25 protein-coding genes and 2 pseudogenes are annotated in these 24,818 nt (G+C 48.5%); 12 read left to right on the top strand and 15 right to left on the bottom strand.

The window, feature by feature from the left end; translation table 11 throughout:
- Positions 1-24: 24 nt before the first annotated feature.
- From H144_RS33570 to H144_RS33575, 3 genes are read right to left on the bottom strand one after another with little or no spacing between them, the layout of a single operon-like run.
- Entirely contained in the window at positions 25-1,776 is a 1,752-nt protein-coding gene (locus H144_RS33570) for a phage tail sheath family protein (RefSeq protein WP_084600032.1), read from the bottom strand.
- Between the two features lie 28 nt (positions 1,777-1,804).
- Positions 1,805-2,866 (bottom strand): hypothetical protein, encoded by a 1,062-nt coding sequence (locus H144_RS0127720; RefSeq protein WP_019945386.1) that lies wholly within the window; start codon positions 2,864-2,866, stop codon positions 1,805-1,807.
- Between the two features lie 9 nt (positions 2,867-2,875).
- Positions 2,876-3,520, bottom strand: coding sequence for a contractile injection system cap protein (locus tag H144_RS33575; RefSeq protein ID WP_157505202.1), 645 nt, complete (start codon positions 3,518-3,520; stop codon positions 2,876-2,878).
- An 810-nt stretch (positions 3,521-4,330) separates the two neighbouring features.
- On the opposite strand from H144_RS33575, the gene H144_RS0127730 reads away from it, so the two are divergent.
- Positions 4,331-5,080 carry an SDR family NAD(P)-dependent oxidoreductase gene (locus tag H144_RS0127730; RefSeq protein ID WP_019945388.1) on the top strand — a complete coding sequence of 250 codons (750 nt, stop codon included), beginning with the start codon at positions 4,331-4,333 and terminating at the stop codon, positions 5,078-5,080.
- A gap of 84 nt (positions 5,081-5,164) precedes the next feature.
- Here the strand turns inward: H144_RS0127730 and scpC are convergent, their stop codons facing one another.
- Positions 5,165-6,766 (bottom strand): succinyl-CoA:acetate CoA-transferase ScpC, encoded by a 1,602-nt coding sequence (gene scpC / locus H144_RS0127735; RefSeq protein ID WP_157505203.1) that lies wholly within the window; start codon positions 6,764-6,766, stop codon positions 5,165-5,167.
- A gap of 168 nt (positions 6,767-6,934) precedes the next feature.
- Positions 6,935-7,780, bottom strand: coding sequence for a universal stress protein (locus H144_RS0127740; RefSeq protein WP_033403305.1), 846 nt, complete (start codon positions 7,778-7,780; stop codon positions 6,935-6,937).
- A 380-nt stretch (positions 7,781-8,160) separates the two neighbouring features.
- Between H144_RS0127740 and H144_RS0127745 the strand changes: the two genes are divergently transcribed.
- The 5 genes from H144_RS0127745 (at position 8,161) to H144_RS0127765 (ending at position 13,565) form a co-directional block, all read left to right on the top strand.
- On the top strand, positions 8,161-8,610 hold the full coding sequence (locus H144_RS0127745) for an Hsp20/alpha crystallin family protein (RefSeq protein ID WP_015810350.1): 450 nt from the start codon (positions 8,161-8,163) through the stop codon (positions 8,608-8,610).
- Positions 8,611-8,688: 78 nt separating this feature from the next.
- On the top strand, positions 8,689-11,199 hold the full coding sequence (uvrA, locus tag H144_RS0127750; protein ID WP_019945391.1) for an excinuclease ABC subunit UvrA: 2,511 nt from the start codon (positions 8,689-8,691) through the stop codon (positions 11,197-11,199).
- A gap of 46 nt (positions 11,200-11,245) precedes the next feature.
- The gene (locus tag H144_RS0127755; protein ID WP_229208011.1) at positions 11,246-12,256 is read left to right on the top strand and encodes an SDR family oxidoreductase; all 1,011 of its coding nucleotides are present in this window, start codon (positions 11,246-11,248) and stop codon (positions 12,254-12,256) included.
- 12 nt (positions 12,257-12,268) lie between these two features.
- Positions 12,269-12,631, top strand: a complete 363-nt coding sequence (locus H144_RS0127760; RefSeq protein WP_019945393.1) for a hypothetical protein — start codon at positions 12,269-12,271, stop codon at positions 12,629-12,631.
- 25 nt (positions 12,632-12,656) lie between these two features.
- A complete protein-coding gene (locus tag H144_RS0127765) occupies positions 12,657-13,565 on the top strand; it encodes a helix-turn-helix domain-containing protein (RefSeq protein WP_019945394.1) in 909 nt (302 codons plus the stop codon).
- A gap of 45 nt (positions 13,566-13,610) precedes the next feature.
- Here H144_RS0127765 and H144_RS34465 read toward each other — a convergent pair whose 3' ends face one another.
- Positions 13,611-13,850, bottom strand: coding sequence for a hypothetical protein (locus H144_RS34465; protein ID WP_157505204.1), 240 nt, complete (start codon positions 13,848-13,850; stop codon positions 13,611-13,613).
- A 22-nt stretch (positions 13,851-13,872) separates the two neighbouring features.
- On the opposite strand from H144_RS34465, the gene H144_RS0127775 reads away from it, so the two are divergent.
- Both H144_RS0127775 and H144_RS0127780 read left to right on the top strand, forming a co-directional pair.
- A complete protein-coding gene (locus tag H144_RS0127775) occupies positions 13,873-14,115 on the top strand; it encodes a hypothetical protein (RefSeq protein ID WP_019945396.1) in 243 nt (80 codons plus the stop codon).
- A gap of 38 nt (positions 14,116-14,153) precedes the next feature.
- A complete protein-coding gene (locus H144_RS0127780; protein ID WP_026351049.1) occupies positions 14,154-15,341 on the top strand; it encodes a chromate transporter in 1,188 nt (395 codons plus the stop codon).
- Between the two features lie 408 nt (positions 15,342-15,749).
- Here H144_RS0127780 and H144_RS0127785 read toward each other — a convergent pair whose 3' ends face one another.
- The 5 genes and pseudogenes from H144_RS0127785 to H144_RS35175 form a co-directional block, all read right to left on the bottom strand.
- Entirely contained in the window at positions 15,750-16,589 is an 840-nt protein-coding gene (locus H144_RS0127785) for a helix-turn-helix domain-containing protein (protein WP_019945399.1), read from the bottom strand.
- A 92-nt stretch (positions 16,590-16,681) separates the two neighbouring features.
- On the bottom strand, positions 16,682-17,656 hold the full coding sequence (locus tag H144_RS0127790; RefSeq protein ID WP_229208012.1) for an alpha/beta fold hydrolase: 975 nt from the start codon (positions 17,654-17,656) through the stop codon (positions 16,682-16,684).
- 78 nt (positions 17,657-17,734) lie between these two features.
- Positions 17,735-18,664: a hypothetical protein gene (locus tag H144_RS0127795; RefSeq protein ID WP_157505205.1), complete on the bottom strand. Its 930-nt coding sequence runs from the start codon at positions 18,662-18,664 to the stop codon at positions 17,735-17,737.
- 88 nt (positions 18,665-18,752) lie between these two features.
- The gene (locus H144_RS0127800) at positions 18,753-19,076 is read right to left on the bottom strand and encodes a nuclear transport factor 2 family protein (RefSeq protein WP_019945402.1); all 324 of its coding nucleotides are present in this window, start codon (positions 19,074-19,076) and stop codon (positions 18,753-18,755) included.
- Between the two features lie 94 nt (positions 19,077-19,170).
- Positions 19,171-19,332 (bottom strand): annotated as a pseudogene (locus H144_RS35175) (SDR family NAD(P)-dependent oxidoreductase); the annotation flags it as partial.
- Between the two features lie 147 nt (positions 19,333-19,479).
- On the opposite strand from H144_RS35175, the gene H144_RS34915 reads away from it, so the two are divergent.
- Complete coding sequence (locus H144_RS34915) at positions 19,480-19,626, top strand: winged helix-turn-helix transcriptional regulator (RefSeq protein WP_229208013.1); 147 nt, start codon at positions 19,480-19,482, stop codon at positions 19,624-19,626.
- Between the two features lie 68 nt (positions 19,627-19,694).
- On the opposite strand, the gene H144_RS0127815 is transcribed toward H144_RS34915, so the two are convergent.
- The 3 genes from H144_RS0127815 to H144_RS34660 all read right to left on the bottom strand — a co-directional run bounded on the left by H144_RS0127815 (position 19,695) and on the right by H144_RS34660 (position 22,072).
- Positions 19,695-20,945 carry a phthiocerol/phthiodiolone dimycocerosyl transferase family protein gene (locus H144_RS0127815; RefSeq protein WP_019945404.1) on the bottom strand — a complete coding sequence of 417 codons (1,251 nt, stop codon included), beginning with the start codon at positions 20,943-20,945 and terminating at the stop codon, positions 19,695-19,697.
- A 441-nt stretch (positions 20,946-21,386) separates the two neighbouring features.
- Positions 21,387-21,887, bottom strand: coding sequence for a 2'-5' RNA ligase family protein (locus H144_RS0127820; protein WP_026351050.1), 501 nt, complete (start codon positions 21,885-21,887; stop codon positions 21,387-21,389).
- Positions 21,888-21,925: 38 nt separating this feature from the next.
- On the bottom strand, positions 21,926-22,072 hold the full coding sequence (locus H144_RS34660) for a hypothetical protein (protein ID WP_019945406.1): 147 nt from the start codon (positions 22,070-22,072) through the stop codon (positions 21,926-21,928).
- A 144-nt stretch (positions 22,073-22,216) separates the two neighbouring features.
- On the opposite strand from H144_RS34660, the gene H144_RS0127830 reads away from it, so the two are divergent.
- The 3 genes and pseudogenes from H144_RS0127830 to H144_RS0127840 form a co-directional block, all read left to right on the top strand.
- Positions 22,217-22,546 (top strand): ArsR/SmtB family transcription factor, encoded by a 330-nt coding sequence (locus tag H144_RS0127830; protein ID WP_019945407.1) that lies wholly within the window; start codon positions 22,217-22,219, stop codon positions 22,544-22,546.
- Positions 22,547-22,680: 134 nt separating this feature from the next.
- Positions 22,681-23,094 (top strand): arsenate reductase ArsC, encoded by a 414-nt coding sequence (locus H144_RS0127835; RefSeq protein WP_019945408.1) that lies wholly within the window; start codon positions 22,681-22,683, stop codon positions 23,092-23,094.
- A gap of 77 nt (positions 23,095-23,171) precedes the next feature.
- A pseudogene (locus tag H144_RS0127840) lies at positions 23,172-23,387 on the top strand (arsenic resistance protein); the annotation flags it as partial.
- A gap of 44 nt (positions 23,388-23,431) precedes the next feature.
- Here H144_RS0127840 and H144_RS0127845 read toward each other — a convergent pair.
- On the bottom strand, positions 23,432-24,703 hold the full coding sequence (locus tag H144_RS0127845) for an alginate export family protein (RefSeq protein WP_229208014.1): 1,272 nt from the start codon (positions 24,701-24,703) through the stop codon (positions 23,432-23,434).
- Positions 24,704-24,818: the final 115 nt, after the last annotated feature.

Below are 24,818 nucleotides of genomic sequence, written 5' to 3' on the forward strand. Positions count from 1 at the left end.
TGATAAATAATGGATGTGGAACGATTAGTTAGCATTTGCCTGGAACTTGTGCTCGTAGCGCAGGATAATAAATTCGGCCGGCCTTGCCACGCGCAGTTTGATTTCGACGATCATCTTGCCTTCCAGAATATCGACATCCGTCATGGTTTCGGGCAAGCCTACATTCACCTGGAATGCTTCATTGGTTGTATTTCCAAAAAGACCGCCCGCCTGCCAGATCTGGACTAAAAAATTGTCGATCATCGCTTTGGCTTTGATCCAGGTATCGCGGGTGTTGGGAGAGAAGACGAAATTTTGCATGGCCCGTCCGATGGCGTCTTCGATAAAGCAGAAGGTACGGCGCACCGAAATGTACCGCCATTCCAAGTCGTTGCCCGCGAGCGTCCTTGCCCCGAACACCAGCACGCCGCGGCCCTCGTACGAACGGATCGCATTGATGGACTTGCCGGAAGTAGCGTCGACATTGAGTGAAGCGTGAAGGTCGTCGTCGATCTCGATGGCAGGGGCAATGGTAGCGGCAACCCCGACGTTGGCAGGCGCCTGCCACACACCCTGGGTGGCATCCGTCTGCACCATAATGCCCGCGATAGCCGAGGTAGGCGGCATGAGTACGGGTAAATCCCGGATCGCTTGTTTGATTTTCGAGGCCAGTTCGTTGTTGGCATCTTCCAGAATATCCAGCGTCATGCCCTGCAAGTCTCCGGATTTTGCAATTACGGCAGCGGCGGCCAGGGCGGCGTTCGCGGCATCGGTTTTTCCCTGCACGTCCAGGCCGGTAGTCAAAGTGTCGATAGCCGCATCGAGTGTCGGGAAATCCGTTACAGTCGCCGCCGACAGACTTGCGTCCAGGGTAGCAATTCCGGTAATGCGCTTGGCCTCTCTTTTCGCGACTTCCTGCAAATCGGCGATGGCGATCGCATTATCGGCAGCATGCGCCTTGCCGACGGCATTTTTGATGCTCACATACAGCACCTGATCTGCTTCGGCCTTCGCCTGGGCTGCTTTTTTTGTCTGATAATCGGCTGCGGCGTTGGCTGCCGCTGTGGCATCGGCGGCGTTCATAGCCTGGTTGTTCCGGAAAAAGCTTTCGATCACCACTTCGTCCATCTCATACCTGAACATGAGCGTGGTGTTCAGGAACGGGAAATAAGCAGCGCCGTATTTTTTCTGGTCTATCTGCATCGGAACGATGTTCCGGAAATCGTCGATTTCATCTTCGCTGTTCTTCACATCGAGCAGCGCGACGCGGTTGACAGCCTTCGAGCAATGTTTGAGCGCTTCCTGCACGGCATTACTGTATTTGTCGCTGTCCGTGGCGTCCGGCATCACGAGTATGGTAATGTCTTTTGCCTTTTTCAAGCCGTTGAACAATGTTTCGTCGTATACTTCGGTAGTCTTGTCGAAGGTGTAGGTGCCTATCGAATAAATGAAACAGGGCCCCCCGCCATTGGCATAATACAATTGCATGGCATAGTGCATCCGGTTTTTGAAATTTTCGCTTCTCGCCTTGACGGCCAGCACGCCGCCGATACCCGTATTGTCAACCACAGTCACCTTGATCTGCGCAGTGGAGGCCCCTCCGAACCAGTCTTCATACTCACGCATGCTACGGACGCGGGTGGGTTTTCTGAGGAGGGATTCGCCATTTTTCTCATGCTTTTCCGTGTAGCCGATGAAGCACGGCACGGCACTTGGCACCAGCGCAATGGAAGGCGGAAGTGTGGGGACCTCTACCGTATAAACGCCAGGCATTCGGGTATCAACTAATGCTGCCATAATAAATGGTATTTAAAAGGTTAATGATTTAAATGTTGAAAAAAACAACAGCTTTATTGTCGATGATTTGCAAATCATTAAGGAGTGGGACCGGCAATATTACTTCGTTTGCGCCTGCCTTTAATTTGACGGAAGCAGGCCTGTTTTCAAGCACAGGTAAAGGTGAAACTGATTCGACCACATAGATCCTATCTGAACCGGTTTTCTTTAATTGGGCAACAACAATATCTATTTTGGACTCGGGTGGATCGGCTATTTCCAATTCAGAAAAGGCAATGTCACTTTCTGCGGAAATTGTATCAAGAATATGTTTTTTACCTCTTACAATAATAGGAATGTCGTAGTTGATTTGCTTGCTTTCTACGTCTGTAAAAATGTATTGAAACTTGAACAGCCTCCCGGGAATTTTGGCAGTATATAATGTTTTGAATGCAATATCATTTTGTAACCATATATCAATCAATGCAAAAAAAGGTGTGCTTTTGTATGCGTCGTCACTGGCTATTAATATGAGCGATGTTTCGCCTGCCGGAAGTGGTTGTTTGGTAATTCTGTATTTGCCGGGTTTTATAAAAGTTAATTCAATTCCTTCCGCTTTCGGATCGATATTTTCCGTGGTTACTGTGTTCCAGCCTGTACTGTCAAAAAAATCAATAACCAATTTAGATATTGCTCCTTTTCTTAATTCAAAGTTGAATTTCTGGGGTGTTATCCGGGGTAATATTTCATGTTGCGATAGATATTCGTCCTGCGTCAATGTATCCCTGAATGTCCCGTCGCTGTTCAGATTGGTCAAATGAAATTGCCGGATGCCGCCTGTGTCAAATAGATTGTATATGGCTGAATTAGTGAGGGAGGCCATAAATGAAAAGCAAACCGGCTCCGTAAAAGGAACTTCGGGCACTCCGGCGCTGATCTGCTGGAAAATATGCGTTTTCCCCAGGGTATTTTTGACCAGCAAACCGTGATCTTCTAACGCTTGGATAGTATCCCCGGTGGGCGTCAGGCGAATGTCCGTGCAAATGCCTTCACTGTAAAAGTGATGTTCGAAGACGATTGAGCACCGAATATCATAGAGAATCTCCAGCATGGCAAAAGGTTATTTTAAATGCTCATTGCTTTGAATATGCGTGACTAATCCAGCACCATTGAGCGGCGATCCCTGGATGAAGATCAACCGTGCCTTGTAAACCACCGAAGGCTTTGCAGCCCCTCCCAAAACCGTCCAGAGGTTATGCAGGCTTTCGAAACCGATGTTATGCAGCGTAAAATTCAGGTTGTAGGTGTCGCCCGACGGGTCCGAGAAACTGATCCGGGTATTGGCCTGGAAAAATGAAAGGACATATCCCAAATGTTTGAGGGCCTCTTCATAGTCGTCGAAATTGGCAGAAAAGAGGAGGTATAAATTAAGGAACAATGTCGGTTTCTGGCTGAAAGAAATTGCGTCCTCCTGGCGTGTCGGATAGTTATTTTTAAGACTGCTTTCTTCTTCAACACTCACTAATGTCAGTACCAGATTATTTTGAATCGTATCTCCGCCTCCGGGTGTATCTCTTTCTTTTTCATGCTTTGCAATATCGCCAAGCACCAGTCCTTTTCCTCCGTTTGCAACAATTTGCGAACTATTGAATCGAATCGCAATATCTTTTAGAACGGGATGTAACATGGCATTTACGTTAAGTTTGAATAATAAATATCCAGCTCCGGCTGGTAAATGGCGGACATGTTTGCGCGAATAAATCAAAGAAGAATTATAAATACTTTAAAAGTCTAATTTGTAAATTAAATTAAGATGGATGGTGGTCAAATAATTTGAAAATGAACCTTAAATAGTTTGATAGGTTTTCGAAATAACTTGCAAAGAACTATACGCAATCTTGACCTTATTATTGGATGTGCGGGTTGGATATCGAACGCCAGGAAGAAGAATACGAAGCTACATGAATGTGTGCAATAGCATCAGAACAAATGTATAATAAATGGTAATAAATTAATGTTTAACTTATTAACCGGCGAAGGCCGGGCAGAGGTGGAGATGTATCCATTTGCCGGGAACCAAATCCCCGCCGGGATTCGGGATGGCTCGGCTTCTGAAAATCAATACTCCATTTGATCAGGGCCACAGAAAAAACACCGTTGTAAGCCTGGTCGCCAGGGAGTTTTTCTAATTGTTCCCCGGCCGCCCAAGGCATGTCTGTAGTTCGGTGCGTTACCGCCGGTCCTTCGGCTTTGTTAGCTACGCTGGGCTTACGCAAGAAATATCCGGATCTTTTAAGTAGTTACATCGGCCAGCTTGCAGCGCATGAGAACGCTTCGTCGTTCTTTGTGCAACCAGGTTATTAGGTTGATAACCAATTGTTTTGCGTATGACTATGGTCATAATTTTGCAATGTGGTAACGAGCAACTTTGCGTAGTAACAATCAGATGAAAACATGCTGCGCTTTCTGCTTTTTGCCTTTTGATGCTTCATGGTGCTACTCATCTGGCGGGCGTCATTACCCCGCACCGCTGATCAAGGCGATCATTTAGAACTAACTATTACTTAGGAAAACCATGAAAATCTTACAAGACAAGGTGGCCATCGTTACCGGCGCGGGCTCAGGTATCGGGCGCAGCGTAGCGCTTGCTTATGCGCGGGAAGGCGCAAAAGTTGTTGTTTCCGACATGGACGAAGATTCAGGCCGGCATACCGTCCGGCTGATCACAAACGAAGGAGGTGAAAGCTTTTTTGTCAAATGTGACGTTTCCTCCCCCGAGGAGAATGAGGCGCTCGTCTGGGCGGCGATTGACAAATACGGCGCGCTGCACATTGCTTGTAATAACGCAGGGATAGGCGGCGCAATGGCGCCAACGGGTATGTACCCGGTCGAAGCCTGGGACAAAGTGATCGCTGTAAATCTTTCGGGCGTATTCTACGGTGTGCGCTACCAGATTCCGGCTATGCTGAATTCGGGCGGAGGAGTTATCGTAAACATGTCCTCCATTTTGGGAAGCGTGGGATTTGCCAACAGTCTGGCATATGTGGCTGCCAAGCACGGCTTGCTCGGGCTGACCAAAAACATCGCGCTTGAATACGGCGAGAAAGGAATAAGGGCTAATGCAGTCGGCCCGGCATTTATCAAAACGCCGCTGCTGAAAGACCTGGACGAAGCAACGATGCAATGGCTGGTCGGCCGGCATCCGATCGGGCGAATGGGCGAGCCCGAGGAAGTGGCCGAACTGGTGCTTTGGCTCAGCAGTCCGAAGGCTTCATTTGTCACAGGCGCCTATTACCCGGTTGACGGTGGTTATCTGGCGCAATAGCAGGGCAGCCGGATCACCAATAATCTGACCTATCCCCGCCAGGTAAGTCATTGACTTAGGAAAAATTCCTTCTGGCTCGCCCGGCTAAGCTGGTCGGTCGGGCGCGAGCGGTTTTGCAGCGAAGGGTGGTTTGAGATCGCTTAACGAAAAATTCCGGTGAGCCTCGACCGGGTCAGCGAGGCCAGATAGAATGCGGGTTTTCATCGAACCGGTTGCCGTCAGGTTGGCATGCAGCCGGAACGCTTCTTCCAGCAGGTGAGGGGTGTGGCCACCGCGCCGACAGGCACGCAGGAAATAACCGGAGAGGTCGTCGTAGTAATCGGGATGGACGCAATTTCTGAGAATGGCCTGTGCTTTTTGCCTTGGGTCGAGTCCTCTCAGATCGGCAAGGCCCTGTTCGGTAACGATCACATCCACGTCGTGCTCGGAGTGGTCTACATGGGTAACCATCGGTACTATACGTGATATGTTGCCGCCTCTGGTCACCGATTCGGTCACGAAAATGCTCATGTAGCTGTTTTGGGCAAAATCGGCAGAGCCGCCGATACCGTTGACGATGTGGCTACCGGAGATATGCGAAGAATTGACATTGCCATAAATATCGCATTCCAGGGCCGTGTTAATGGCGATAACGCCCAGCCGCTGGATCACCTCGGCCGCATTGGTAATGTCTTGCGGACGGAGCAGGATCTTATGACGGTAACGGTCGAGGTCGGCGAATACGCGTTGGTAGCATGCCTCGGACAACGTCATCGAGCTTCCGGATGCGAAATCCATCTTCCCGTTCTCAATCAGCTTGAAAGTGCTATCCTGCAATACCTCCGAGTACATGCTCAGATGCTCAAAGTCGCCTTCCGCGAGCCCGCCCAGCACGGCATCCGCAATTTTCCCGATCCCGGCCTGCAAGGGCCTTAGCGAGCGTGTCAGGCGCCCGGCAGCTATTTCCTGCTCAAAGAAATGCAGCAAATGCCCTGCAATAGCCTCGGCGGCGGCATTGCCCTCGGTAGTTTCGGCCGGGCAGTCCTTCTGGTTGGTAAAAACGATGGCTGCAATCCTGGACGGATCGCAGGCAATGACCTGCTGGCCGATGCGCTGCCATACCTCGGTAATCGGTAGTATAGCCCGGCCGGTGGGGTCCTCTGGCAGAAATACATCGTGAATACCCCGGATCCCGACAGGCACCGCCTCGTTGATCTCGATGATTACCTGACGGGCCTGCTGGACAAAGATTGCCGAATTGCCCAGCGAAGTGGTGGGCACAATGCCGCCGTCGGCTTCGATCGCCGCGGCCTCGATGATGGCGATATCGATCGGTGGCAGAAACCCATTGCGGATATGGGCCGCTGTTTCGCTCAGGTTTTCATCGATATAGCAGAGCTTACCCTCATTGATGATCGTCCGCATCACAGGATCGGACTGGAATGGTAGCCGCATGGCGACTGCGCCGGCCGTAGCCAGCGCGCCATCGGTCCCTTGCCCCAGTGAAGCCCCGGTCATCAGCGTAATGCGGGTGTGGTCTTGCTCAGCCTTTTCTGCCAGCGCGGCCAGTACCGCTTTGCTGTCACCTGAGCGCGTAAACCCGCTGGCGCCGACGACCATGCCGTCACCGATGAGCGAGGCGGCCTGGCCGGCCGACATGATTCTGGACGTCAGGGCTGTATGTTTAATTCTGGATATATCGGACATGGTGTTTGTTTTTTAGTTTGGCCGGTTCCGGATTCGTGGAGCATTCATGCCATGAAGATGGCCAGCACGTTGCAGATCAGATAAAAGCCCCAGGAGACCATGTCAAAGAATCTGAGTGAATCCATCATGCTGGCTTAGTTTAGGATAGTTATGCATTCAATTTTGGATTCAGGCATGTTCGGAAAGTCTGCAGGTCCAGACGGCTTCACGGGTGTGGTTGATCACATTTTCGGCCACACTTCCCAGCATGAGGTGGGTCAAGCCTGTGTAGCCGTGTGTACCCATGGCGATCATCGAGCCTGGGATGCGGGTGGCAAATTTGAGCACGCCTTTTTCCTCGCTAGACGCATGGGTAACATGAACGCTATACTCGGAAAGGTCATAATATGTGGCCAGATCGCCGAGCATACCGCTCAACGTCTTGTCAGTTTCTTTGGTATCGGGCGTTTTCACGTAAAGCAGGTGAAGGTGCGCGCTGAAAAATGATTGCAATGCCCGGATCTGCCATATAAAGCGGTGCTGGTCCAGATCGATGGTTGTGGGGAAAATAATATTTTGTATCTGGCTGATTTTTTGGCCCCTATGGATGGAAATGACAGGTACCGGGGCAGTCCTGACGACTTTTTCCGTATTCGAACCCATCATCACCTCGGCGATCCCGTTGCTTCCGTTTGTCCCCATCACCACCAGGTCAGCTTCTGTCTCGTGTATGGTCTTGATCACTATTTGGTGCAGCAACCCCTGTTCAACACGAAAGCCGGGTTCTATGCTTGTTTTCAGCTCGACTTTGACCCGGGCGAAATGCTGAGTTGCCTCGCGGCTCAATTCTGAGAGTATCGAGGCGGAGCTGATAGGATACCCGTTCGGGTCCAGGCTTTCCAGGTAAACCGGCGCGATATTCACCACATGCAGCGCGGTTGCCTGGCCCTGCGCTGCTTCCGCCAGCTCGATAGCGAACCTCAGCGCGGACATGGAAAGTGCAGAGAAGTCAAAAGGGACAAGTATCTTTTTCATGTGCTGCCTGCTTAGGTTGAAATGGTCGTTAAAGCGGTTGCAAGTTATTGACTAACAGTAAGCTGAAAGATGATCAAACATACCCGGTGAGCTGACTTTGGTCATGTCTGCGGGTTTTGCTGCAAGAGCCATCAATGACCAGAAAGGTTCGAGGGTGTCCCGATGAATACCGGGACATCCTCGGTTTGGTTAGCGAGGATTGTAAACATTTTGTCAGTTTGCTGCAGTGTAAAACTGTCAGAAAAAATATCATAACCCTGAAAAAATTTCAGGCAAATCCAGATTGGTATACGGTTTGAAATAAGCGTAACCGGTCAGACGGTAGTGGCTGGCCACAAGTTCACTATTTCATTGTTTAACTTTTAAAAAGGAGGTTGATTATGTCACTCATCAAAAGGAACGGGCTATTGCCCCAAACATTCCCAGCGCTGTTCGACGATTTCTTTGGCCGCGAACTTTTTAACTGGGGCAACAATAATTACTCAGCTACCAGCACAACGGTGCCTTCGGTAAACATCCGTGAGACCGGCGACAATTTCGAGGTCGAGATGGCCGCGCCGGGCATGACCAAAAACGACTTCAAGGTGGAGCTGGACGGAAACACGCTCACGATCAGCTCTCAGAAAGAGCAGCGGCAAGAGTCAGATCAGGATGGATACAGCCGCAGGGAATTCAGCTACCAGTCTTTCCAAAGAAGTTTCGTTCTTCCCAAAGACGTGGTCGATGTTGAGCACATTGCGGCAAAATATGAAAACGGCTTACTCCACCTGACGATTCCCAAACAGGAGCAAGCCAAACAAAAAGCCCCGAGGCTGATTGAGATAGCTTAAAAAAAAAAGAGGGCCTGCTTATTGCAGGCCCTCTTTTTTTTAATTCCTTGCTGGCCAATACTTTTTATCCCTGATATCATGTCAAAAGAATTAGAATCTCATACTATCTCCGGTTTTGTCAAAGTACAGGGAGCCAAAGAGAATAATCTGAAAAATGTGGATCTGGAAATTCCCAGAGGTGCGCTAGTCGTATTTACCGGCGTCTCGGGTTCTGGTAAATCATCACTTGCGTTCGGGACATTGTATGCCGAAGCGCAGCGTCGTTACCTGGAATCGGTTTCTCCATACGCGAGGCGGCTTTTTAATCAGATGTCCATTCCGCAGGTCGACAGCATCGACGGTCTTCCTCCTGCTGTCGCTTTGCAGCAGCAGCGGGGGGCGACCAGCACACGTTCTTCGGTAGGCAGCGTCACAACTATTTCCAACCTGATCAGGATGCTCTATTCGAGGGCGGGAGATTATCCTCCGGGTCAATCCATTGTATATGCGGAATCGTTTTCACCCAACACGCCGGAAGGCGCCTGTCCGGAATGCCACGGGCTGGGGGTCGTTTATGAAGTGACCGAGCATTCGATGGTGCCCGATGACTCGCTTTCGATCCGGGAAAAAGCCATTGCAGCCTGGCCCACAGCCTGGCAGGGGCAGAATTTGAGGGAAATACTGATGACGCTTGGCTACAATGTGGACATTCCCTGGCGCGATCTGCCCAAGAAAGACAGGGACTGGATCTTGTTTACCGAAGAGCAGCCGGTGGTCCCGGTTTATTCCGGACTTAATGCGGAACAAGTTCAGCGAGCCCTGGCGCGAAAAATGGAACCCAGCTACATGGGCACCTTTGCCGGGGCCAAACGGTACGTAATGCAGACATTTGCCAATTCACACAGCCAAGCAATGAAAAAGCGCGTGTCCAAATTCATGCTGAGCGCGCCGTGCCCCGTCTGCCATGGAAAGCGCCTGCGTCCTGAACCTTTATCCGTAAAATTTGCAGAGATGGATATTGCGGAATTATATCAGCTAAATATTCAGCGTTTACATGAAATCATATCCTCATCCCTAAACTCAAAAAATGATCGCTTAAACAATGAACATCCTGAAAAGGCATTGGTACTTCAACGCATAGGTCATGACCTTTTATCCCGCCTGGATGTACTGATCGATCTCGGGCTTGGATATCTGACCCTTGAAAGAAGCACGCCCACGCTGTCGCCGGGAGAATTGCAGCGCCTGCGGCTGGGGACGCAGATACATTCTAATCTGTTTGGTGTGGTATATGTACTCGACGAGCCATCGGCAGGTCTTCATCCTGCGGACACGCAGTCCTTGCTCCGGGCGCTGGACCGGTTGAAAGCAGCCGGGAACTCGCTTTTTGTCGTCGAGCATGAAATCGAAATCATCCGCCATGCCGACTGGGTGGTCGATGTCGGGCCAGGCGCGGGCGAAAAGGGTGGTGAAATACTTTATAGCGGCCCATTGCTGGGATTGGAAAAAATGGACAGGTCCGTGACAAGGCGCTATTTGTTTAATGTAGATCAAAGCCAGAAAGCTGCAAGAGAGGCGAAAGGGTGGCTGCGGCTCAGGGACGTAAGCCGGAATAATTTAAAGCATGTCGATGCCGACTTTCCATTGGGTGTATTGACCAGCGTCACCGGCATATCCGGCTCGGGAAAGAGCAGCTTGGTGAGTCAGGCGCTTGTAGAGCTGGTTTTGGAAAAATTAGGACAGCAAATTCCGGTAATTGAAGATCGGGAGGATATCTTACTTCAAGAGGACGGTATAAAAACGACCAGCGGGTACATTTCCGAAGGTGCAAATCAAATCCGCAGGCTGATACCGGTAGACCAGAAACCCATCGGCCGCACGCCGCGTTCGAATCTGGCGACCTACACAGGCCTGTTCGACCATGTCCGGAAATTATTTGCCAGTACCAAAATGGCAAAGAGCCGAAAATACGACGCAGGCCGTTTTTCCTTTAATGTGGCAAAAGGACGCTGCCAGAACTGTGAAGGCGAAGGCTTTGTGATGGTCGAACTTTTGTTTCTTCCCAGTGTTTACACGCCCTGCCCGGTATGTCACGGGAGTCGCTACAATGAGAAAACGCTGGAAGTTACCTACCATGACAAAAACATTGCCGAGGTACTTGCGATGAATGTGGATGAGGCATTTGAGTTTTTTGAGTCTGAACCCCAAATCAGCCGGGCGCTGGATGTGGTCCGTCAGGTGGGTTTGGGATACTTGCGTCTGGGTCAACCGGCTACCGAGCTTTCGGGCGGTGAGGCGCAGCGGATAAAGCTGGCTACCGAGCTGCAACGGGCCCAGCATGGCAATACGTTATACATTTTGGATGAGCCTACAACAGGACTGCATCCATCCGATGTGGACAATTTATTGGTCCAGCTCAATAAACTGGTCGATCAGGGCAATACCGTCATTGTCATCGAACACGACATGCACGTTGTCGCAAACAGCGACTGGGTGATCGATGTCGGGCCGGGTGCTGGGGATAAGGGCGGTAAAATCGTTGTTTGCGGTACCGCGGCAGCTGTTGCCGCTGAACCGGCGAGTAAAACGGGCAAATATCTGGCTGTTTGAGCCGGAATATCAATGACTGTCCCGAGGATGCGGTGTGTTCTCATACATGACTTTCCACTACAACAATACGACTTTTGGCTACATCTGTTTTCTTAATGTTACCCACTTTTGTATTAACAAAAAACATGAGAAACAGACGCAAATGAAAAATTGGACGACAGCTGACATTCCACAGACAAATAGTGGTTTAGCTATCATTACGGGCAGCACGGAAGGCATCGGATATGAAGACGCACTGGCACTAGCGTCAGCAGGGTGGAATGTCACATTAACGGGACGCAATCCTAAGAAAGGCGCGGAGTCTACCGCCAGGATTAAACAGGTTAATCCCATAGCAAAAGTGAGTTTCGAGCAAATAGACCTGGCGGATCTTTCATCAATCAAATCATTTGCTTCGAGAATGATTTCAAAAGGGCGAGCGATTGATCTTCTTATTAACAACGCTGGCGTTATGACGCCGCCAAAGCGGCTTGAAACTGTCGATGGCTTTGAGCTACAATTCGGCACAAACCACATTGGTCACTTTGCATTGACCGCACAACTTCTCCCATTACTACGCAAATCGCGGGAAGGGCGCGTAGTGACCGTTTCGAGTGTAGCAAATCGGGAGGGAGCAATCAATTTTGACGACCTTCAATCGAAATCTGCGTATGCGCCCGGGAAAGCGTACAGTCAGTCCAAATTGGCGAACCTGATGTTTGCCATCGAACTTCAACGGCAAAGCGAAAAGCATGGTTGGGGCATTACGAGCATCGCCGCCCATCCGGGTGTTTCCCGAACCAATCTGCTGATCACAGGCGCTGGGCGCTGGAGTGTTGCAGGAATGGCGCGGACTTTTCTTCCATTCTTGTTCCAGCCATCCGCACAGGGAGCCTTGCCAACATTGTATGCGGCTACATCTCCGGACGCCAGGGGAGGCGCATATTATGGACCAGACAGATTGATGGAGACCCGGGGATTTCCAGCTGTCTCGAAAATACCAGCACAAGCAGAGAATGCAGATGACTCTTTAAAATTATGGGAGATATCCAAAGCGTTAGCCAAAGTTGAATTTTAATAAAAGAACACTATGAAACTTATAAGTTCTATCTTAATTGTCCCGATAATGATCTTATCCTGCAATCCTCCCAAAACGGTATACATCAGCAACAAAACAGACAGCCCGCTCAGTTTGCTGGTCGACAGCTCCTATCAAAGTGCACACCCTGTTGATTTCAAAGACTCAATAAACGGGTTGCGGGTTGAGAAGAAAAAAGTGTTAGATTTTGGCGAGGGTAAATGGACAAAAGAAGACAAGAAAAGTCTTGAGGAATTGATCAAACACACACGGATTATCAGAGACGGAAGCGCCACTGCCGTTGAAATGCCTGCTAAAACGGAAGTGTCGCTGATCAGTTTCAACGTGGAAGAACTTTGGCTCAACATTAAATAAGCTTTAAAAATCTAATAATGCCCTGATGAAAAATTCCGAACCATACAGATTACGGTCCATTTCGGAGCTGCACCGTATTGCAGGAATCGCAAAACCGCATCACCCGCTGATCAGTATTTTAAATCTGGAAGGTCTGACCAATAATACGGACATTACTTCGGTCATATTTGATTTTTATGTAGTCTCGATGAAACGCGGCTGCGATAAACTTTTCTACGGGCAGCAGAAATATGATTTTGACGAAGGTGTGATGGCTTTTCTGGCTCCGGGTCAAATACTGCGGGGCGAAGAGAATGGTATGCCGCACAACCTGCGTGGCTGGATGCTGTTTATCCATCCCGACTTTCTATGGAACACATCGCTCGCAAAAAAGATCAAGCAGTATGAATACTTTGGATATTCAACAAATGAAGCATTGTTCCTTTCTGACAAGGAAGAGTCCGTCATCAATTCCATTGTCGACAATATCCAAAACGAGTACAGTTCCAATATTGACAAGTTTAGTCAGGACGTAATTGTGGCACAGTTGGAAGTATTATTCACCTACGCCCAGCGATTTTACGAACGCCAGTTCATCACCCGGAAGATTACGAATAGCAAAATTTTAAACCGTGTGGAAGAGGTGCTGGCTGATTACTTTAACAATGAAGATTTATTGTCAGAAGGGCTGCCAACCGTCCAGTATGTGGCCAGTGAGCTAAATATATCTGTTAAATATCTGGGCAGCCTGTTAAAACAACTAACAGGCCAATCCACCCAGCAGCACATTCATGAAAAACTGATTGATAAAGCGAAGGAGAAGCTGTCGACTACCAGTCTTTCAATAAGCGAGATTGCTTACGAACTTGGCTTTGAACATTCGCAGTCATTTAGTAAGCTTTTCAAAACAAAAACCTCACAATCTCCTTTGGAATTCAGGGCTTCGTTCAATTGATGAATTGATTGTCGTCACATCAGATTTGGACCGCTAAGACGAGATTCACAGAGGCGCAGCGGGGTGGTCCGTGCCATCGTTTCGATCCTCAAACAGCAGGAAGCGGGCATTCCGATCAAGGAGATTTGCTGGCAGCATGGCATTTTCGAAGCCACTTTTTACCCGTGCGGGATGCACCGGGCAAAACCCGGCGGCTTTTCGGAAATCTTTGGCCAAAAAGTAAACTCCGTCCAAACGAGTTATTTTTATTCTATTTTTTAGGTAATGGGTTTGATAGTATTGCATTGTCAACCACATTATTTCAAAAATGGAAAACGAAACACTGATTTCGAGAAGAACATGGCTCGGTGCAACATCGATGGCGGCCACAACAGGGTTAACCGGGCTTTACGGTACCACTGCTAGCAGCGCACCGGTAAAAACACCGCCCTTGTCGGCAGAAGAGCTAGCGAAAATCCTTGATTTCTGCTGCGCAGCCAGCTGGAAAGGCTTCCGTGCCGCTTTGGATGTCCTTGGTAAAACGCCTCATGGATCGTATTCCAACCACTGACAATGAAATGGATAGTGTGCGCAAAATGAAAAGCATATATGGAAACCCTGACACCCCCTAAAACAGCACGGTACAGCTTAATGGAGCTGACAAAATATTTTCTCAGACTTGGTACACTTGGCTTTGGTGGGCCGGTAGCACTCATTGGCTACATGCACCGTGATCTGGTGGAAGAGCGGAAATGGATTTCCGAGGACGAATATCGCGAGGGGTTGGCGCTGGCGCAACTTGCCCCAGGCCCGCTTGCCGCGCAGCTGGGTATTTATCTGGGCTATGTGCACTATGGAGTTTGGGGAGCTACGCTTACCGGTCTGGCATTTGTGCTTCCTTCCTTTATAATGGTTGTTCTGCTGGGGATGGCGTATAAGCTGTATGGCGGACTGGCATGGATGCAGTCGGTCTTTTACGGGGTCGGCTCGGCTGTAATCGGTATTATCACGCTGAGCTGCTACAAGCTCACCGTCAAGTCAGTAAGCAAACTGGAAACACAAGCCATTAAAAGCCGGTGGCTCTTATGGCTATTCTTCATTGTCATGGCCGTTGTGACTGCTATAACCCAGCGGGAAGAAGTATGGTTATTCATTATCCTCGGGCTTGTTTATATGATCATCAAAGCGCCGCCCAGATGGATTAAAAAGCCCACGGCTTCACTGTCTGTCGTTTTAGTGGCTGCAACAGGTTTCTGGGACTTTGATGCGGCCAAGCTCTGGCAGCTTGGGGTGTTCTTTACAGAGGCCGGTGCATTTGTCTTCGGTAGTGGGCTGGCGATTATCCCGTTCTTACAAGCCGGTGTTGTTGGTGAAATGGGTTGGCTCAACGAGCAGCAATTTTTGGATTCAGTCGCTGTGGCCATGATCACACCCGGACCCGTGGTGATTACCGTTGGATTTATTGGCTTTCTGGTGTCTGGCTTCGCAGGTGCGAGCGTAGCAGCGCTCGGTGTATTCTTACCATGCTTCGTTTTCACAGTACTTCCTGCACCCTATTTCAAGAAAATATCAAAGAATGAAAGTATCAAAGCATTCGTGGATGGCATTACCGCGGCCGTTGTAGGTGCGTTGGTCGGCTCGGTATTTGTCATCGCTACCCGCTCGATAGTAGACATTACATCTGCCCTTATTGCATTAGCATCGATTCTAGGCTTGATTTATATCAAGAAGTTACAAGAGCCTTACATTATCCTGGCAGCGGCCATCAGCGGTTATTTCCTTAAAACTTATCTGTGACAGCGTATTTCTCATGATTCAAAAGTATTTAGTGATATTCACTTTACGTCGGGCTATGCTTACGCAAGAAGCTACCCGGCTGGCAGAATGCCCCGCAGTAAATTCACGAAAAATTAGAAAGCAAAGGAACGGCTGACGACGACGCAGCTCAGTATTTCCGAAATTGCCTATGAGCTCGGATTTGAACAACAGCTTGGTGTTATCTGGTGAGAAAGACAGGCCATACTGGCAAGGCTTTGCAGGCTGATCTGCCTGGAACTGGGCGGGCATCCGGTGCTGGACGATATTTTTGGTTTCCACCGCCGGCGCTGGTTCCAGGGACTTCCACTTCACGGTAGGGACGCCAAAGACATTATGTGGCTCCTCCCGGATGGCATTCAGATACGCGATGAGCAGTGAGTTTCAACCCTAAAAGTTTGCCCGAAAACCTGATGGGGATTCACCCGTTTTCGTCTGAAACAGCCTACTGAAATATGCAGGGTCACTATACCCCAGTTCGTAAGCAATCTCTTTTGCTGTTAGCGAAGTATGGACTAACAGGCGTTTCGCTTCCAGGATAATTCGATTTTTAATCACCTCGTTAGGCTGTGGTAGCCGTAATCGGTTGAACTTATGCGTGATCGTTTTGGGCGCCATGCAAAGAAAATCGGCGTAATCTGCGACGGTGTGTTTGGATTTATAATGCTCCTCTACCAACCTGGTGAATTTGCGAAAAAATTCCAGATCGCTTTGCTGGTCAGTCACATCATGGGTCAAATGCTGACGTTTCCAGGAGCGCGTCGCGCGGATGAGGAGTTGTTTAAGGTAAGTCCGCATCATTTCTTCCAGCGAGCTGTCATTCAACTGAAATTCCCCGATCATCTCCTTAAACAGGCCTCCGAGAAAAGCGATTTCGTTTTCCAAGAGCTCCACTTTGGGCATGTTCCTGATGTTGTTGAACAATAAACCATCGCAGGCAACTTCCTGATCGTGAATTTGAATACAGTAAAAATCGCGGTTGTAAAAAATGAAGTAACCGCTTTTCTCACCAGCGATTTCCAGTTCAAGATATTGATTGGGGCTGATAAAAAACAATGTAGGCTGCTGGGTATCGTAACACGCAAAATCAACCCTGAGCTTGTAGCCAGCGGGCAGATAGAGAATCTTGATGTATTCTTTATAGGCTGGCCCGTTGATGATCTCCGTTTGCTCCTTGCTTACTTGCAATAGTCCCAGCGTTTTTAAATTGTTATTGAAAACAGTACTCATGGCTATATACGCTTGTGAATGAAGAGTTTCTTTTTCAAATTAGACCGAAAGCCAGTGAAGCAATGATTTGCTTCACTGGCGTCATCTTTTAGTTAGTTTCGTGCAAACTTTTCCAGCTCGGAGTTGAATTTATCCATTTCTTCCAAAAATAATCCGTGTCCGCCTTTCTCAAATTTTACGATGTAAGATCCTTTAATGGCTTTGTTAAGCTGCTCAGCCTGAGCATAGTCACACAATTTGTCATTTACACCGTGGAATATTGCAACCGGCATCTTGATTTTTCCAAGCACAGGGCGTAAGTCCAGGTCGCCCAATGCGCTGATAGCCTGAGTAGTAGCGTATGGCGATGCATTCAGGTTGATGCTTTCCAGCCATTTGATTGATTCCGGTGAAAGTCCGCCTTCCTGGCCTTCAAATGCTTTTCCGAATCCTGCTACCAATTGCTCCCGGTTTGTTTTGGTCTGTTTGATCAGATCGATAGCACCTTGCTCAGTGATCCCGTAAGGATGGCCTTCGCGTTGTTTCCATGATGGACCGGTTGCACCGAATACGGCTAACTTTTTGATATGTGCCCCATTGTATTTGGTTATAAAGTGCAATGTTACCGCGCTCCCCATTGAAAATCCGCCTAATGTTGCGTTCTCGATTTTCAGTTTTTCCAAAACCACCTTGATGTCGTCAGAGAAAGTATCGAAGTCGTATTTCCCATAAGGTCTGTCCGATTTTCCGAAACCGCGGAGGGAAATGCCGATGACCCTGAACCCTTTTTCAACCAGATACTGGTATTGATATTCATACATCTCGTTGTTCAGCGGCCATCCGTGAATGAGTACAACGGGCTGGCCTTGGCCCAGGTCGATCACGTGCAGTTTTACATTTTTCTCCACTTCAATGTATTCCTCTCTTCCGAAGGCTGCGGGCTTGCGTGTTTGTGCAAATAGAGATTGGCTTTGGATAAAAGTGAAAAGGAATGCGATAGTCAAGGCAATAGTTTTCATCTGAGTGGTAAGTTTGAGTTTTTGAGTTAATTTGCTAACCATTAGTAGATTGTCGTTGTGTTTTGACATTACAAAGGTGGCAGGTTGAACCGCGCAGAAGAATGGATAAAAGTCCAAGCTGCTTGTACATTTTTCCCGTAGAGGAAGTTATGGCTGGTAGAAAGCCGCTAACTGACCCAATCGCGCTTTGACCAGCGGATTTTTCATGGGTTCAAACCGGGCCACTTCCACATTGTTTTTGGTAACCACTACATAAAACGGTTGCTTTAATCGGGTGGTCATGTGATAGATTGTGAGCAGCTCGGCGGCATCCTCAGACCACGCAGCCATCGCATATAATGAAGGAAAAGGCGTTTTCGAAAGCTTCGCATAAACATCCGGCGCGAGGTTGATCGAAATTGGCCGCCCGCTCCGGAACCGCGTTTGTTCCAGAAGGGAATCAATGTATGGCTCGGCAGGCTTGTTCATCAGTCGCCAGATATCTTTTGTGAACGCTGTCGGCTCCACCACTGCATCTGCATCTTCAATGTGCGGGGTAATCCCGGTTACCACATCGACAATGTGCGTGGCCTCGTGCAGGAGCACATAAATGATGGCGTCCAATTTGCCGCCTTCCACGCGTACCTGGTAACTCGAATCAACTGCGGGCGTAAAGCAAGTATTCTCTTTCCACGTCGCCCATTCTGAAACATTTTCACTCAATAAGCCGCCTCGAAAAGTGATGTTAAACATTTTAATCCCGCCGACCGGATCCACCGGCGAGGTCAATGCGGTGTTGGGCATGTTATCCATAAAGCTGATGCTAAGCAAATGTTGATTCAAGATCCGCTGGTGCAGTGGCGGCAATAACGAGAAAGCATTGCTCACTTTTTCCTTTTCTGCTGACGTCAGCGTGCGATTGATTGGCTTCATCCCCGCCTCACGGAACATTTTAAAGACACTTTCAGGGGCAATTTTGACCCGTTGAGCAGGTTCGGCAATGTTCACCGAATCTGCCTTTTGCGCAAAAGTGAGTGTTGAGAAACACAGCAGTACTAAACCTGCAACTGTCGATATTAATCGTAATTTTCTGATCATGTTTTAAATTAAAATGAAATGTAAACAGGATTGCTTCGCCAAGATCCAACTTTTGCAAAACAATCCTGTGAACTAATGTAACAGGCTGTTAACCTGTAATTTTCAGCGAACCAATTAATGCATTTTCCATATCAAGGTGGTATTGCATCATTGCCGGGCTGCCGGGAAACGTGCCGGTTGTTTCCACTGAAAGCGTTCCTTTAGTGCCGTTTTGCGTGAAATCAACAGGCGTCACTTGCATATTATACTTTTCAGTCGCCTCTTGTATCCAATGTTTGATTTCCTCTCTACCGGTGTAGGACGAGCCTTCGTCGAAAACGGTTGCGTGTTCTGTAAAGAAACCGGCAAATGCGGTGCTGTCTGCTTCGTTTTGTGCTTTTAGTAAGCCGTCTATGTTTTCTGGAAGTTTCATGATTCTGAATGGTTTATGTTGTTAAAAAAAGGTTTTGGTATTGAAAAAATGAGAATGAAGTAAAATGGTCAATGCAGGTCAAATCGTGCGGACTGTGCCCGCCGTTGCCATTTTCTTCGGGCTTGTTTCTTGCGGTAATGATCACCGTTGCGCCCGCTTTTAAAAGGCGGTCTGCAATGGCTTTTCCGGCACCTTTTGATCCCCCGGTTACGAGCGCAATTTTGTCTTTTAGTTCATTTTCAAAATTGAAATCCACGTCCTTGCTGTTTTTGTCTAGGACAAATTTCGGCACTATGCGTCCTGCTGACAAGTACGGATTTACGATTCAGATAGGGATAAATTTATCCCTATCGAACCGCCAAAGGCATATGTTTATATTCGCAGGATGTACGAAAGCAAGATAATGCCCAACCTGAATTGCACGCTCGACCTGATCGGTGAAGTGCTATATGGGAAATGGAAAATGAGGCTCTTGTGGTTCATTTACCAGGGCTTCCAACGCCCCAGCGAGCTGCAACGGAAAATTCCGGAGCATCCCGGCGGGTGTTGAATGTGCAATCCCGGTCATCGGTGCGATCGGTGCGTGGGGCGATCAGAATGACCAGTGCTTGCGGAAGCTTATTGAAGAGAACATGCTGTCTTAGCAGTCACATTTTCCTGACAAGCCTTTTCCAGAATTCGCTCCATTTCATCAAGCAGGCCAGGAATCGGTGTATCGCTAGTATTGGTCAGGCCCAGCGAACCATTCGTGGTCAATGCGCCGATCGTCTGCTCCATTCCCTTTCCCGACCGAACCATCGGACCATACAAGGCTTCGAGCTTCAACGGCCCGAACTCAGTCTTGTATCTCACCCGCACCAGGTTAGTGACCATAATGTGATGGTTAAATGCCTGTTTCAATGCGTCCAGCATTTGCTGCATATCATTGTGACCGAAAACCAGGTCCCGGAAAAACGACAGATAGCCGGTTGTATATTCCGCAGAACCGGTCCCACCGAGCCCGGCCTTCGCCAACCTTGCCAAATCCCAGAAGGATAAATGTCGCTGGTTTTCAAAGAACACGGATTGTGTGGTTATGTTCAGCCCAAAGTTATCGTCCAGATCAAGCGCTGCCCTGGTGCAAACAGGCGAAACCAGCTCCATTCTGGTCCCGTCCCATTCCGGACGCAGTTTTCTTGAAGCAATTAGCACGGCCGCACAAATGGCGCCATGAACGCTTGTATTTTCCTGCCTTGCGCGTTCCAAAAGGTTGTGGGTTGTGGTTTCAGAAAAGCGGTGCGACGAAACCAATGGGTGCACGACATCTGTCTTCATTTTCAGTTCGAGCACCTTCTCAACGACCTGCGCAGGCACATCTTCCCCAAGGCCGAGGGTTTCATCGTTAGACACCTGCGGTTCCATTAATGCTAGTTCATTTCCGGTAAGGGCAAGCAATATATCCCGTGTTAAATAGCTTAATGATGTGCCATCGGCCACGGTATGGTTTGCAGCCAGGATCAGGACGGTGCGGTCTGTCTTTTGAACCAAAACAACCCGTAGCAATGGGCCTTCGGCTGTATTGAATCTGGTGGAAAGCTCCTTTTCAACTTCCTGTTCCCAGCGATAGTTCTGCTCTGCATGCACCACACGGAGCGGAATATGCAGGTTGTCTGCATGCTGCAAGGTGGGTCTTCCCAACTCGTCGGGCACCACCTTTACAGAAAGGTTTGGATGGCGTTGCTGAGCCATGTCAATGGCTTTGCGCCATTTTTCAACGGGTTGTGTTCCAAAGATGTCGGCGGCCAGGCAGAAGTCTTTTGAATCAATCTGATCCAGCAGCCAAAACGTTTTTTCGAATGCACCTAATGTGCGGTTCTGTTGTCTTTTCATTATGCATTGAGTTGAAGTGAGGGGAGCGGCACCGCGCCGCTTCCCTTAAACTGAATGCAAAATTGGCAGGCTGAAATGTGGGAGAGAATGGACAAAAGTTGATGGGACAGGTACATTTCGCCAATTCGGACCAGAAACCCGTCGGTTAATTCAGTGCCTTTGTTCGGTTTAAGACAAGCCTCTTAATGAATGGCAATATTCCGTCGGCTCACAGTGATTTGCATAGCCGGTATATCGAAGCTATCGTCGGCAGGATGCTTGTATGTTGACTTTATTTGTCAAACGGGAACCCTGCGCCAGGGCCAAAGTTCGACTATAAAATGGCGTGGTTTAGGCGATTGAAGAAGCATGCGAAATATCTGCTGTCAGAAGAAGTGCCCGTTGTACTGGCCGGTGATTATAAACCGACTGGAAAAGCAAATTTGGATAACTGCGCGAACGCTAACCGTCGAACCCGAAAGTCCTGACAAACTCCCACGGCCCGCCGAGGTATCTCCACAAATGAATTCCTTCTGCCGTAAAAGAAAATGGCTCAAAGGTCGACCTGAGTTCCGCTTGCAGGCTTTTCGCAACGGCAGGCTCCACCTTGTTCTGCACGGTGATGTGAAAATTTCTTTTCTGCTTATCCTGATTCGTCAGAGAGTCGTGATAATGCGTTTGCAAATTCCGATGCAACAAAGTCAGTTCCGGCGATACGATCTTAAAAGCCGTCCCGCCGCCCAATGAAATAATCTGATCGGCATTTACCTCGAATACGGCCTGACCGGTGGTTAATGTTTGCATTTTGTCATAAATCCACGGCTCGTCGGGCAAGGCGTTAAACAGCGTGAGGTGGGCATTCAGATAATTTCTTTCCTTTGGAAAGTACTGCGCTCGTAGGTTATCAAAATACGCCTGGGCAGTGGAGTCAATTGACAGGGTGGCGACTAGGGGCTGACTCATTAAATAGGGTTAGTTTAGGAAAGATTTTTAGATTTACTTTATTTGATCTCCATGACAAATGCGGTCAATTCAGCCATCTTTCCATCTTCAAACCGCCAGACATCTGTACAGAACGCTAAAAATCCTCCGTTGTCACCCCGCATTACTTCGGCATTAGCTGCCAGTAAGACATTTTTGTTTCCCATTTTAGCGCAGACGTTTATTTGATATTCTAAATGAAAGATCTGTACCAATAACAACGCTTCCCGTCAAAGCAGATTCCATGCAATCGGCCGAAAAAATACAGATCGCAATATTGCGATCTGTATTTTTTGTCTTATGTTTGCACTATGGGACTTACAAAAACAGAAATATTCACCGAAGAACAGAACCGCATTGCCGACCTGGCGAAGGCATTCGCGCATCCGGCTCGGGTGGCGATCTTGCAACTGCTGATCGCCCGCAAAGCCTGTGTTTGCGGTGATCTGGTGGATGAACTGGAACTCGCCCAGGCGACGGTCTCGCAGCATTTGAAAGAATTGAAGCGGATTGGGATTATCCAGGGCGAAATCAACCCGCCACGCGTTTGTTATTGCATTAACCCACCGGTATGGGAAGAGGCCCGGCAAGCATTCGGCTCCATGCTGGAATCCCTTGAAAGCGTTACCTGCTGTAATTAAGCGGGTATTTTTTTGAGTAAATCAATCGCAATATTACAATAAAACAAATGACTTGCCGAGAAATCGTTGGTGTCTGGCGGAAGGTCAACTTGTTGGAACGCAGAAGTAAAACCATAGGAATCAATTAAGTAAACATGAAAAAAGTTTTAGTGCTATGCACCGGCAACAGTTGTCGGAGCCAGATCGCAGAAGGTTATTTGAGACATTTTGCCGGAGATAAAGCCACCATTTACAGTGCCGGGGTGGAAACACACGGCGTGAACCCCAAAGCCATCGCGATCATGGCGGAAGACGGGATCGATATTTCTCATCATACATCCAATAATATCGTTGAATACGGCGACATCGATTTTGATTTCGTCATCACGGTTTGTGATAACGCCAAAGAGCGCTGCCCTTACTTTCCTACCAACGCAAAGAAATTCCACCACAACTTTCCCGATCCTGCCAAAGCAACGGGTACTGAGGAAGAGGTTATCAATGAATTCAGGGCCGTTCGTGAGCAGGTGAAAGCGTACGCCGAGAACTTTGTTAAAGAAAACCTGTAAGCGATGTCTGCCAAGAACTGCGCCCCATGGGCGAGGTGTTTAAGTCGCATCGGGCTGACCGCGTTGAAAGGTCACGCGGGGCTGATTACGCTCAGAATGCATCCATTGCGTTCACCGCTTCTGGCAACAACTTCGAATTAGCCATTGCAGTCGCTATCGGCGTGTTTGGTATCAATTCGGGTCAGGCATTTGTCGGTGTGATTGGCCCGCTGGTGGAAGTACCAGCCTTGATAGCGTTGGTCAACGTAGCTTTTTGGCTCAGAGATAGATATTATAGATCAGCCATATTTTAGGGCAGCTCTTATTAGGATTTTGGTATCAGATTTGGTTTAGGCTTTTACCATTTCTGGCTCCAAAGTCGCGGAGCAAAAGATATCATCAGATAACTCCAGACCGGCACCTTCGCAGAATCCGGAACTTTATTGAGCACTTCCATGCGTTTATCGGTAATTGTAAAAGAAAACCCATAAATGATTTCCAAGGCTTTGACCGGTTTATAATTTAAGGACAGATCACTTTCAAATCCCAGATAAGTCCCATCGATCGCCCGCTCGCCGGAGAGCAGCGGATATTGCGAGTAAAATAAATGCGAATCCGCCCGAAGAGATAGCTTCTTTCCGGCCTGATGAATGATGAACAAATAGGGATTAACCAGACCTTTGTCGTTCACATCGGCAGGGAACCGGGTAAATAAATTCATATTACCCATGAATTTCCAGGCAACACCGTAAAGCGGCACAAAAGACGCTGACACATTACCCGGAGTTCTGGTATTACTTCCACTCAGTATTTCGGCACCCAGCCGGAACAAGGTTTTGCCAGTGTTCGCGCTGACTTCCGGCTGAACGTAATAGGCCCTGATCTTTTTCGCCGCCGCATTTTGCCCGTATTGGTAGTACGCATTCACCGTTGCATAAAACCACTTTTGGTTGTATTCCAGTCGCCCGCCATTGGTGACGCGCTGATAGTATTGCTGATCACCAGTTGCCCGACGAAATACATCCAGGGCATTAATGGTTGTCAAAGTAAACTGGTTTGTCAGTTTATGTTTGAGATGGTGGACAAACAAATATTTATAATTATGCGCTGCAACGGGCGAAAACGCTGGATCAAAACGTTTGGCATATGGCCTGGTAAAGGCAATAGTCAAATCTGTTTCGAGCTTCTTTTTGTAAAGGAAACGGATTCCCTCATGCGAGCGGCTTTGCTGTCCCCAGGGGGCTGCGGAAAATATTCTGCCATTGTCAAGCGATAATGCTTGTCTGCCGATCCGAACAGAAAGGTACCTTGAAATGCTAGGCTCTGCATATGCCTCGAAAAAATTCAGGTTGCCTACCTCCGAGAATCGACCAGATTTACCCCAAACATGGATTTCCTGTGGAGAGGCGTGGAGCCTGAGACGATTTGTACGGTATGTAATGCTAAGGCGATTTCGCTGCGTTGCGAATAATTCCGGCATGACGGTATCGGCAGGCGTCCACATGAAATTATCGCGGTATTCAGCTCGTGGTCGCACTTCAAAGTCGATTATCACTTCGCGGCTTAAACTGTCACCAGATTGTGCATATAGGCTACGGCCCGTCAAAAGCAACACGAGAACTGCTGCCAAATATCGATTTCTTCTGATCTGCTTAAATTGGGGGCCCACTGAGATCGTTTCTCTTTGAGGGCGCAAACTACTGAAAAGAAATTGACATTGTCTATATTCTAAATAGGATTATTAA

Source organism: Dyadobacter beijingensis DSM 21582 (genome assembly GCF_000382205.1).
GTDB lineage: Bacteria > Bacteroidota > Bacteroidia > Cytophagales > Spirosomataceae > Dyadobacter > Dyadobacter beijingensis.